This is a genomic window from Actinacidiphila sp. bgisy160, from assembly GCF_965342435.1.
Lineage (GTDB): Bacteria > Actinomycetota > Actinomycetes > Streptomycetales > Streptomycetaceae > Actinacidiphila.
This window is the reverse complement of the sequence record NZ_CBDRCM010000067.1, coordinates 24,265-35,655: the sequence shown is the minus strand read 5'-3', so window position 1 is coordinate 35,655 and position 11,391 is coordinate 24,265. Positions and strand designations below refer to the sequence as shown.

The following is an 11,391-nucleotide window of genomic DNA, read 5'->3' as shown; positions in this document are numbered from 1 at the left end:
TAGCGGTCGCGGCCGTCATCGCCGGCTCTCGAAGATGCCGGCGTGGAGGCGCTGCAGGCGGCGTTCGACTTCGTCACCGGACTGGTCCAGCAGCTTGAAGTCGCAGGTGGAGCCGAGGGTCGGCAACGTGGGCGAGGCCGTCGGGCCGCAGGCCGAGGCGCCGAAGAGGAACTCCGCGAGGTTGTCGTTGTCGACGATTCCGGCCACGGCCTGGCGGGCGCCGCCGCTGCTGGTCAGCTGGAAGGTGGGGTAGAAGGTGTCGCCCTGCCGGCAGCCGGAACACGGTGTCGCGGTGGCGAGCGTGTACCCGGACCTGGTCCGCACCTGTGGCACGGCGCCCGGTACGGCCGGTCCCTCGTTCCAGTGGACCTCGTCCTTCCCGGTGAGGACCATCTCCCGCCGCTCACCGCGTGCCTGGTCCAGGACAGAGTCCGCCCCGTGGTCGGCCCAGGCGGTGAAGAACTGGTCGATGGCGTCGGGCTGCCGCTTGATGAAGGTGGTCATGGTCCGCTGCGTGGCCACGTGCGGCAGGGGGTCGCCGAGCGCGCCCGGCGCGGCCTCGGACTGCTGCCACCAGTACATCCGGGTGACCTCTCCGGGCCGGTCGGCGTGGAAGTAGTGGTCGACCCTGTCGAGTTCGTCCTTCCCGACGCGGTGGTCCAGGGCCGAGGGGATCCGGCCGTCGGAGTGGAACCTGGCGGCGTAGGTGCTCGGGGCGGCGCTGCCGCCGAGTTCGATCTCGACGTTCGAGCGGTCGGCCTTGATCCGCTTGATCAGGCGGTCCGCCTCGGCGTAGGGCACCTTGACGACCGGCAGTGCCGCGTACGGCTGGACCGCGGGGCAGCTCTTGGGCCCGTCCGTGCACACGGCGAAGTCGGCGGAGCCGCCCAGGGAGGTGAGCTCCGGTGCGGCGACCAGCACGCCGACGGCCCCCGCGGAGGCCGCGGCCGCCACCCGCTCGTCCCGGAGCTTCGGGAAGTCGCAGGTGGTGTCGCAGACGTCGGTCGGTGTCAGCAGCACCAGCTTTCCGCGGGCGTTGACGGCGGCCAGCTCCGCGTCGGAGCCGGTGCCCGCGTAGACCACCGGGACGCGTCCCTTGAGCGGCAGTCGCGAGATCGGCACCGAGACCTCGCGGTAGACGGTATTGCCGTCGTCGTCCAGCCACATCTGGGAACCGATGAGCGAGACGTCCGGAGTGCGGTAGCGGGGGGTCAGCCTGATGGGGGCACCGCCGCCCGTGGCCCGCATGGTGACGACGGGAGTCGTCCGCACGCTGTAGGTGTCCTGGACGAGGGTGCCCGTGCGTACCTTCCCGGTGGGCAGGGCCCACCAGTTGGGCTCGTCGCCGTATCCGGCCGTCAGCAACGTCGCCATCGACCGCGCGCCGTTCGCGGAGACCCGCCGGGTGTAGTCGGTCATCTCGTAGACCTCGGTGGCCTGTGGGAACCGGACCCTCAGCGGCTTGAGCTCGCGCAGGTCCAGGGTGACGGTGGCCGGCTCGGTGAGGTCCACTTCCGCCACGAGAGGTGCGGCCTGCTGCCACGCGCCGTCCGCGTCACGCCACTTGAGGGGGACTGTGGCCGAGTAGGTGCCGCGGAAGAGCGGCAGGGTGATCGTGTCGGCACCGGTCTTGCCTGCCGCGTCCTTGCCCAGGCCGGGGATGTCGTCACCATCGACCGGCAGGAAGGTGGCGAATCCGTACTGGACGTCGGTGGCTCCCGGCGGCCGGATGACGTTCACGGTCAGCGGGAGCTTCTGCGGCTCCAGGAACGCGGTGACCGGCGTGGCCGCCCGCAGCGCTCCGGAAGGGTCCCTGGCGTCGAGTAGGCCGGAGTAGCCGCCGAAGGCCCCGTCGGTGCCGAGCACCCGCCCGTCGAGCGTCAACGACACATCGGCCGATCCGCCCGCGGGCACGACCACCTCATCGGTGTCGAGGGTGACCAGGCCGGCCGGAGCGGGCTTGCCTGCGGAGGAGACCGAGGCCGTGAGGTGCAGTGTGGTCGGCTCGTCGGTGTGGTTGGTGTACGTGACCTTCCGGGTCAGCGGCGCGTGCGGGTAGGCCAGGCGGCCGAAGCCCAGGTTGCCGTTCACGGTGGTCCGCGGATCGGTCGCGGCGGCGACGTCCACCCGGCCGGCGCCCTGCGCGTCGCGGTCGAATCCCAGGTCCTTGGCGGTGCTCATCAGCAGCGCCTTGATCTCGCGCCCGGACAGGTCCGGGTGCTGCTGGGCGATGAGGGCCGCGGCGCCGGCCACGTGCGGGGTGGCCATCGAGGTACCGCTGGCGGTGGTGTAGTACTCGTCCACCGTCGTGCCCATGGCCGTACCGGCGGCGCGAGCCGCGACGATGTCGACACCCGGGGCCGCGATGTCGGGCTTGGCGGCGCCGTCCCCGACCCGCGGTCCGCGGCTGGAGAAGTCGGCCATACGGTCCTGCTTGTCGACTGCCGCCACGGTCAGTGCCTCGTCGGCGGCGCCGGGGCTCCCGACCGTTCCCTTGCCCGGGCCGGAGTTGCCGGCCGCGACCACGAACAGGGTCCCGGTGTCGCGGCTGAGCTCGTCGAGCGACTGGCTCAGGGGGTCGGTCCCGTCGCTGGGGTCCCCGCCAAGGCTCATGTTGACGACCTTGGCGCCGGAGTGGGCGGCCCACTCCATGCCCGCGATGACCGCGTCGTCGGTGCACTGCCCGTTGTCGTCGCAGACCTTGCCGACCCGCAGATCGGCGCCGGGCGCGACGCCCTTGCGCTGCCCGTTGGACGCGGCTCCGGTGCCCAGGATCGTGGACGCGACATGGGTGCCGTGCCCGTGCCCATCGCGGGGGCCGCTGGGGCTGCCGGTGAAGTCGACCTTCTCGACGATGTGTCCGGACACGTCCGGGTGATCGGCGTCGATGCCGGTGTCGAGCACCGCCACGGACACCCCCTTGCCGTCGTACCCGCGGTCCCAGGCGACGGGTGCGCCGATCTGCGGTACGGAGGTGTCGAGGCTGACCTCGGCCAGCCCGTTGAGCCACACCTTCCTGACCCCGGCCAGTGAGCCGGCCGACCGGGCCGCGGCGGCGCCGGACTCCGTCTTGCCGCGTACTCCACGCCACCAGCGGCCGTCGCCGGCTATCTCCATGGAGCGGCCGTTGATGCTGGTGAGCGTCCGGCCGACGGCCGCACCGGCGACCTTGGCGGCCCTCTGGGCCCCGGTCTGCCCCGTGTAGGTGACCAGCACCGGCACCTCGCCGGTCTTGCCGGCCGCGGCGAGCGCCACCAGCTCGGAAAGGTCGAAGAGCCCCCAGTCGAGCACTCCGTTGCCGATCAGCGCGAGGGCGTCGTTCGGGACGACGTACACCTTACCCATGCGGGTGATGGTGTGGAAGACGACGGGGGACCCGTCGGGCCGCGCAGCGCTCTCGATGTCGCGGACGGCCGGCTTGCCGTGGGCGTCGACGGTGGCGTTCACCTTGTCTCCGGTGATCAGCGTCACCGGCACGGTGGTTCCGGACCCGGAGAGGGTCCGCGCGAGGTCGTCGTTGTCGATCACCGTTGACTTCTTGGTCTGTACGACCCCTGGACGCGGCGCCTGCCGGGTCGGCTCGGCCGCTTGGGTCGCCGTGGCCGACGTGACCATCCCGAGGATGGTCAGACCGACGGTCACCGCGCCCAAGCGTCCTCTGGGACGCCTCATTGCCCTTCGCTTCATCTATTCGGTCTCCTGTGAGTGTGACGACCGGGGAACAACTGGTGGGATCGGCGGCGGGACGCGCCCGGGGCCGCGCTCGGCGGCGCCGGGCCTCCCGGCTAGAGCGGTTCGTACTCGCCGACGGCGTCGGCATCAGCGCCCGCACCGTGGGCGGTCGGGGCGTCCGCCGCGTTGTCCGGCGGTTCCGCCGGGGCCGGTTCGTCCTGGGAACGGGGTCCCGGTCCGGGCGGATCACCTTCCGGCTCGGGCGTCGGCGGTTCAGCGGGCAGCATGGAGACGAGTCTGCGATCGGGGCGGACGCCGGCTCGATTGGTCAGATGCGGGATTTAATCCCGTCGCCGCTCGCGGACATTTCTTCGTGCCCGGCGGCGGCCCGCGGAATTTACTCGTCGCCCGGGGGCGGTTGCCGCAGATCGCCGACGAGGCCGGATTCGACGACCTTGATCGCGAGTGCCGTCCGCGACGTCACGTCCAGTTTGCGCATCGCCGACTTGACCTGACTGGCGACGGTCTGCGCCGACACCACCAGCGCGTCGGCGATCTGCCGGTTCGTCAGGCCTTCGACCAGCAGCCGGGCCACTTCCAGCTCGCGGGGCGAGAGCCGGTTGCCGTAGCCGGGACGTCCCCGGCCGCGCACCGCCGCGGGGGTGTCCCCGCCTCGCGTGCCGAGGAACCGGCTGATCCGGTCGGCGTCGTTGTGGGCGCCCAGTTCCGACAGCGCCCGCGCCACCTCGGACAGGATCGGCAGTCCGGCCTCGTCCCGGCCGTCGGCGAGCAGGCAGCGGGCGTGGCGCTCCCGGGCGAGCAGGGCGTCGTACGGGCGCGGGAGCGCCTCCCACGCGGCGGCCGCACGGGCGAACAGCGTCACGGCGTCCGTGAGGCGGCCGTCGGCTTCGGCCAGGATCGCGCGGCACAGCACCAGGGACGCCTGCGGGGCCGGGGCGTCCTTGTCGCGCAGGGCGCCTTGGAAGGTGTCGACCAGGTCGGAGGCGCGGCCGAGATGGCCGGCGGCGACCAGGGCGGCGACCCGGGCCGGGGCGAACTCGACGGCCCGGGACCAGAGGCCGCCGCCGACGGCGATCTCGGCGGGCCGGTCGGTGAGGCGGAGCGCCTCGTCGACGTTGCCGTCGCGCAGGCACAACCGGGCCAACGCTGCAGCGGCTTCGATGCGTTGCTGGTCGTCACGCCCCGCGAAGCGAAGCCGCTCCTCCGCGGCGTCCCGGTCGCCGGCGGCGGCCTGCAGCAGGCCCGCGACGAGCGCCGCCTCGCACCGGTCCTTCAGCCGTACGCCGCTGTCGTCGTCGACCAGGCGCGCCGTCCGCTCGGCGAGTCCGGACCAGGCGCCGGTGAACCAGTCGAGGTGGGCCCGGGAGGAGGCGATGCTGTCGAGGTAGTCCAGGAGCTGATGGCGCTCGGCGATCGCCCGGCCCTTGGCCAGTCGTGCCCTGGCCTCGTCGTACCGTCCCCACCGCGTCGCCTCCTCGCCGACGTTCGTGTGGCCTATCGCGACGATGGGCGCCTCCCGCGGGTCGGAGACGTCCTCCGGGATCTGCCGGGCCGCGGCCCAGCCGGCCTCCTCGCCGAGCACGAGCAGCGCGAAGGTGCGCTCCACGAACAGGCGCAGGCGGTCGAGGGAAGCCATCGACTGGTTCAGCGGCGGCGCCTCCCGCAGCCAGCGCAGGTGTTCCGAGACCGGCCGGGCGTTCCCCAGGGGCAGGGCGAGCAGGATGCGGGCTCGCGCCGCCTCCGGGGACTCCGGTGGCAGGTGGGGCACCGCTGTGAGGATCTCGCGGCGGCCCGCCTCGATCTCGCCCGCGACCATCAGCACCCGGCCCACCTGGAAACGGACCAACGCCTGCTCCCCCGGCGTCAGCATCTGGCTGCCGAGGGAGGATCGCAGCGACTCGATGATCGTCGAGTACGGGTCGGCGCCGGACAGCGCCTGGAACTGGATCTTCGTCACCAGTCGTACCAGCGCCTCGGCGGGCAGCGGGACGGTGGTGACCAGGCTGTGCAGCAACAGTGCCGAGGTGGCCACGTCTCCGGACTGGACGCAGAGGTCGGCCGCCTGCTCGGTGTACCGGCACGCCGCCTCGGCGTCGCCCGCCAGCCGGAAGTGGCGGGCCAACTGCGCCGCCGGCGGCAACGGCCACTGCTCCAGTGCCCGGCCGGCCCGCAGGTGCATGGCACGCCGCTCCTCGACCGGGATGGCGTCGTACACGGCGTGACACGCCAGCGAATGGCGGAACGACCACTGCCCGGGTCTGCCCTCGCGCAGCAGGCCGCAGCCGAGCGCTTCGGCCGCCTGCGTGGCGAACCGGTCCTCCGGCAGGCCGGTGACGGCGCGCAGAGTCGCGCAGTCGGCCGGGCCGGACAGCACCGACACCGCGTACAGGACGGTCCGGGTGTCGGGCGGGAGCCTTTGGACACGTTCGAGCATGGCGTCGCGGATCGTGGGCGGCACGTCGATGCGGTCCAGCCGGCGGCGGGCCCATCCGCCGCCCTGGCGGATCAGGTCGGCGCGGTCGTGCATCAGGCGCACGGACTCCTCCACCGCCAGGGGCACGCCCTCCGTGCGTGCGTGCAGGAAGGCCGCGAACTCGGTCGAGACATGCTCGTCGGCCAGCATCGACGAGACGACCGCGGCGGTCTCGTCGACGTCCAGCGGCCTCAGTGTCAGCCTGACCAGGTGCGCGTCGGCGGGCAGCCGGGAGGACAGCCTCAACAGCAGTGAATCGGGGGGCACTTCGTCCCGCCGGTAGGTCAGCACCACGCTCACCGGCTGCGGTCGGCGGGAGACCAGGAAGAGCAGGAACTCGAGTGTCGCCTCGTCGGCCCAGTGCACGTCCTCGAGCGCGAGGACCGCCACATCGAACCGGCCGAGGACCTCGACGAAGGCGCGGAACAGCCGGTGCCGGGCAGCGGTCGCGTCCTCCAGCGGCTCCGGCGCCGGAGGCAGGTCGCCGGCCCACTCCGGGAACAGCGGCCGCAGCGCGCCACCCAGCCCGCTCAGGCGCAGCCCGGCAACGTTGTCAAGGCCGTCGCGTACGGCGTCCACGACCGCCCCGAGTGTGTACGGCACCCGCAGCTCCGGGCAGGCCCCGACCAGGGCGCGCCGCCCGCGCTCGGCCTGGGACGCCAGGAGCTCGCGCAACAGCCGGGTCTTGCCGATGCCCGCCTCGCCGTCGAGCAGGACGACCACGGGGGCTTGTCCGAGCGCCGATCCGAGAGCGTCGAGTTCCCGGTCCCGGCCGACGAAGCGTGGCGCGGACAGTACCGGAAGTTGCCCGGCGTCGCTCTCGGCCCGTCCGACCACCGCCCACCCCTTCTGTCGACCGCCGCTACGGCAGTGCTGACTTTATCCGGGAAAGATCATTTGGGTAGCGGCATCGACCCCGGCAGTCGAGCGACGAGCGATCCCGCGGGCTTCCCGGTCCGGCGCCGTCCAGCATTCCCGTATCACCCGATCGGCCTGATGAGCTCGGCAGCCGCGGCCGCCTCACGCCGGCCTGGAAGGGGGTGCACGGGCGCGGCGACACCGCGTGCGACCTGCGGCAACAGCATGCCGGCCGCCCCCGGGGCCGACCGGCGCGGGATCCCGCCGCGCCCCGTGCGCACGACGGCGCACACCGACACCCGCCGAAGTGCTCCGCCCCGCCCGCGCGTCACGGCGGGCCGTGGGCGGTGATGTCGTCCTCGGCGGGTCGAACGCCTCACGGCCGAGCCGCATGGAGGGTCTGGTACTTCCGGCGGCAGTGTGCAAGGCTCGACACAACCAGCCTGGCCTGGTGAGAGACCCCGTGCCACGAAGCGGTCACCGTGAGTGGCCGGAGGAAGGTACGGGTGGTCTTACTCGACTGTGGACGGCACCGTGTCGTCTGCTTTGCGGCCGCTTTCAGCGCGGGAGTTGACCGTGATGGGCTTCGACCCGATCGGCGACTTCCCATGCAGCACATCGGCATAACTGTCAGTGAAACACCCGTGCAGACGACGATCGCGTTGACCGGCGAGCTGGACCTCGAGACGTGTCCCCAGGTCACCGCGGTCACCGACGCACTTCAGCTGTGCGGCAGGACACTTCGCATGGATCTCTCCGGCGTCACCTTCATCGGCTCCACCAGTCTGAACATGCTGCTGAGCCTCCGCCTGCGCGCCGAAGTCGAAGAGGGCACACTCGAGCTCGCCGGCTTGCAACCTCAAGCTGAGCACGTTCTCGCCCTGACGGGAACACGCGAGCTGTTCCGTATCCGCCCTTCGGATGCCCCGGTGGCCGCCGGCAGCGTCGCCGACGCCTGCCGCTGAGGCGGCTTACACGGCGACCCGCGGTGGTACGGCGCCGAGGTAGTGCACGGCGGTCTGTTCGGCGTGGAGGGCGAGGAGGCCCTGCAGTTCGTCGGCTGCGGTCTTGAGGAGATCGCCGTCCCGGGTGGCGTGGAGGGTTTCGAGGAGGAGGGCGACCCCTGTGGAGTCCTCGGTAACGCGGGTGTGGTGCGCGTCGCGCTGGTTCCAGTGGCGCGTGAGGACCTGGGTGGCGTCCGCGTAGATGATCTCGCCGGACTTGGGGTTCTCGACGGTGCCGGGTTCGCCGAGCGGGGTGAAGGTCTCGGTGCCGTCCGCGTGGCGGATGACGACGTCACCGGTGACGTGGTCCAGGTCGAAGGCTCCGGCGGGCAGGCCGTGACGGATGGAGACGGCGTTGTACGAGTCGACGGCCGGGTTGATGCGCGGCAGGCTGCCCCTCTTGGCGAGACGGCGGCCGAGCGCGTCGACGCTGGGGCGGATGCGGCGGGGGTTGGTGCCGAAGGAGCGGTACGCGGTGTGCCAGCACGATGCGGGGGTCGGTCTCGTCGGCGGGGTGCCAGGTGCCGTCGGCGAGTCGCCGTTCGAGGTCCTCCAGGGCGGCGGTGGTGTGGGGCCACGGTTCACGGCCGCGCAGACCTGTGGCGGTGACCAGGGCGATGAGGGCGCCGGGGAAGGCGTCGGCGACGGCGGGGGCGAGGCTGAAGGTGGGCATGGGCGGGGGCGCTCGCACACAACGTCCGGGCCGCCCGTACCCGCGCGGGCCTGTCCCTGGACGAACTGGGCCGGCGTGCCCAGGTCAGCAAGGGCGCGCTGGTGGGGCTGGAGAAGGCGCAGGGCAACCCGAACCTGGCGACGCTGGTACGGCTGGCCGACGCCCTTGGCGTCTCGGTGTCGGCCCTGGTGGAAGGCAGGGCGGAGGGCAGCGTCCGCGTCGTGTCCGCCGATGACCTGGACCCGTTGTGGACCGGAGCGCGGGGCAGTCAGGCCAGGCTCATGCTGACCACCTCGGGACCCGCACCCGTCGAGTTCTGGCGCTGGCGGCTGGAGCCGGCGAGGAGTACCCCAGCCATCCTCACCAGTCGGGCGTGGTGGAAACGGTCAGCGTCACCCACGGCCGGATGACCCCGGATGACCCTGGTCGTCGAGGGCACCGAGCACACCGTGGAAGCCGGGCAGACCGCCACCTTCGACGGCGACAGGTCCCACACCTATCGCGGCTCGGGCACCGAGACCTGCCACCTGATCATGACCGTGCACCTGCCGCCCGGTCCCAGCGCCAGGCCCTGACGGTCGCTTGGCCCGCCTTGTTCAGTCCCTGACCGATCCGCAGCTGAGGTTGATCACGCTCCCGGTGATGGCGCCCGCCCGGTCGGACGCCATGAAGGCGGCCGTCTCCGCGACTTCGGCCAGTTTCGGCAGCCGGCGCAGCGCGGTGCCGCGTTCCATGTAGGCCTTCACCGTGGAGCTGCCTTCCGGGTCGGGCTCGGCGTCATCGATCATTCCCCAGGAGACCCAGGCCTCCGGGATGCCGTCCGGGCGCAGGCAGACGACACGTACGCCGCGCGGTCCGACCTCACCGGCCAGGTGGCGGGAGAGCAGTTCCACGGCGCCGCAGGCGACGCCGAAACCGCCGGTCGCATGGAAGCCCTGGTCGCGGGCGGAGAGGCGGGATGCCGCCGTGGAGAAGGTCACGATCACCCCCGAGCCCTGTTCGGCCATGTGCCGGGCCGCGGTCGTCGCGGTCACGAAGTTGGCGGTGGCAGCGGTGGTGATCGGTGTCAGGAAGTCGTCGACGGACAGACCGGTCAACGGCGTGCCCTGCAGGTCACCGCGGATGCTGACCGCGTTGACGGACACGTCGAGCCGGCCTGCCGTCCGGACCACCTCGGCAGCGTGCCGCTCGACCGCCTCCGGGTCGAGCGCGTCCACCTGGGCGATGTCCGCCCGGCCACCGGCCGACTCGACCTCCTTGGCCAACTCCTCGAGCCCCGCGAGCCTGCGTCCGGTGAGAAAGACCCGTGCGCCCTCACGGCCGAAGGTTCGGGCCACGCTCCGGCCCACCGCCCCACCCGCGCCGTAGATGACGGCGGTCTTGTTCTCCAAGAGCATGCTCCGGTCCCCTCCATCGCTGTCCGCGTCGATCTTGAGGGCACCCTAGACGCAGGGACTGACATTCGGGCCGCCGACAAGATATCGCGGACGCACCGAATCGGGTCGGGGCATGGAGAACCGGGAGACGGACGGTGAGCCGCCGAGGGAGATGGGGCCTCGGGTGGCAGGGAGTCGTTCGCGTCCAGGGCGGAGAGGGCCGGCTCCGCCGTCCGCCGTGACACCAGGTCGGCGCCGATGTCGTCCTCGACGGTGATCGCGAGGCCGTACAGCACCGCGATCTCCCGGACCGCCGCGGCGGCGGCCTCGGTGCCGGGCAGGTTCGCGCGGCTCTGATCAGGGTCATGCCGCAACAGTTCAGGCGGCCCCCGCGAGGGCTGTTCCGTCCCGTTTCCCCTGGCCTTGCGGATTCGCCCCACCGGGGCTCGGGCAAGGAGCGCCGGTGGGGCCGTGTCGTGGCCCGTCCGGCCTCGTGCGCCGTCACCGCACACGACCGGGCGGGCGTATGCGGTCCTATGGGCTGCGCTCCGCGTGGGCGGGAGCCACGAGACGCCAGTGGACGCCGAGGCAGCCCTTCGGGACCGGTGGGAAGGTGCGGCCCAGCACGTCGGTGCTGGTGAAGCGGTGACCTTGGCCGCAGGTGCACTCGTAGATGCCGCTGACTGGGACATTCTCCCCTGGGCGATGCGTACGGGCCTTGAGATCCATGACGACCTCCTCCTCGTCGACCGGGGCCCAAGGGAGAAGGTCCCGGTCTACAAGGGCGATGACCTCCGAGAGCGCTTGTCGCCCTCGTGGAACCACCATGGGGGCAGGCACTGGCTGTGATGGCTCCAGGCGGTCGTCTTACCTGACTCGCGCCTCCGAAACCCCGGAGGGCGAAACCCGTGCAACGCAACCCGGCCGGCAGGCGTCCGCCGGCAGGAACGACCCCCGCGTGGAGTACGACGATGGGGACGCCGTCCGTGTCTGGGGCGGGGGGTGCGCGGCGGCCCTGCCGCGCGGGGAGGGATCCGGTTCCGGCGAGGCAGCCGCGGGGATGTCGTGACGGACGGTTCGGCCGCATGCCGCCGCGTGGTGAAACCACCGGGGGCGGCTCCACGCGAGATTCGAGGACGGCATGCGGACCGGGCGGGCACCCGAGAGGCAGTGGCCGGCCGGGCGCACCGGTCACCCTAGGGGCCCTCACCCCCCGTCCCCGTCGGGCCCCTGCCGTGCGAAAAGGGGGCACCCACAGGTCACCCGTACAACACGGAAAACGCGCCTCAGCGCCTCCGTCAGCGCACGATCAGG

General features: G+C 72.2%; 5 protein-coding genes and 2 pseudogenes. 2 read left to right on the top strand and 5 right to left on the bottom strand.

Going from position 1 to position 11,391, the window contains the following annotated elements; all coding sequences use genetic code 11:
• Positions 1-15: 15 nt before the first annotated feature.
• Positions 16-3,642, bottom strand: coding sequence for a S8 family peptidase (locus ACRWNP_RS32930; protein ID WP_431967944.1), 3,627 nt, complete (start codon positions 3,640-3,642; stop codon positions 16-18).
• A gap of 427 nt (positions 3,643-4,069) precedes the next feature.
• A complete protein-coding gene (locus ACRWNP_RS32925) occupies positions 4,070-7,003 on the bottom strand; it encodes a helix-turn-helix transcriptional regulator (protein ID WP_431967942.1) in 2,934 nt (977 codons plus the stop codon).
• 665 nt (positions 7,004-7,668) lie between these two features.
• On the opposite strand from ACRWNP_RS32925, the gene ACRWNP_RS32920 reads away from it, so the two are divergent.
• Entirely contained in the window at positions 7,669-7,989 is a 321-nt protein-coding gene (locus ACRWNP_RS32920) for an STAS domain-containing protein (RefSeq protein ID WP_431967940.1), read from the top strand.
• 6 nt (positions 7,990-7,995) lie between these two features.
• Here ACRWNP_RS32920 and ACRWNP_RS32915 read toward each other — a convergent pair.
• A pseudogene (locus tag ACRWNP_RS32915) lies at positions 7,996-8,701 on the bottom strand (B3/B4 domain-containing protein).
• Positions 8,702-8,712: 11 nt separating this feature from the next.
• Here ACRWNP_RS32915 and ACRWNP_RS32910 point away from each other — a divergent pair.
• Positions 8,713-9,276, top strand: a pseudogene (locus ACRWNP_RS32910) (helix-turn-helix domain-containing protein); the annotation flags it as partial.
• 21 nt (positions 9,277-9,297) lie between these two features.
• Here the strand turns inward: ACRWNP_RS32910 and ACRWNP_RS32905 are convergent.
• Positions 9,298-10,098, bottom strand: a complete 801-nt coding sequence (locus tag ACRWNP_RS32905) for an SDR family NAD(P)-dependent oxidoreductase (RefSeq protein ID WP_431967938.1) — start codon at positions 10,096-10,098, stop codon at positions 9,298-9,300.
• Between the two features lie 513 nt (positions 10,099-10,611).
• Positions 10,612-10,806 carry a hypothetical protein gene (locus ACRWNP_RS32900; RefSeq protein ID WP_431967936.1) on the bottom strand — a complete coding sequence of 65 codons (195 nt, stop codon included), beginning with the start codon at positions 10,804-10,806 and terminating at the stop codon, positions 10,612-10,614.
• Between the last annotated feature and the right edge of the window lie 585 nt (positions 10,807-11,391).

Excerpts from the sequence above, each read along its gene's own strand:
- ACRWNP_RS32900 (WP_431967936.1), bottom strand. The coding sequence starts at position 10,806 with ATGGATCTCAAGGCCCGTACGCATCGCCCAGGGGAGAATGTCCCAGTC.
- ACRWNP_RS32905 (WP_431967938.1), bottom strand. The coding sequence starts at position 10,098 with ATGCTCTTGGAGAACAAGACCGCCGTCATCTACGGCGCGGGTGGGGCG.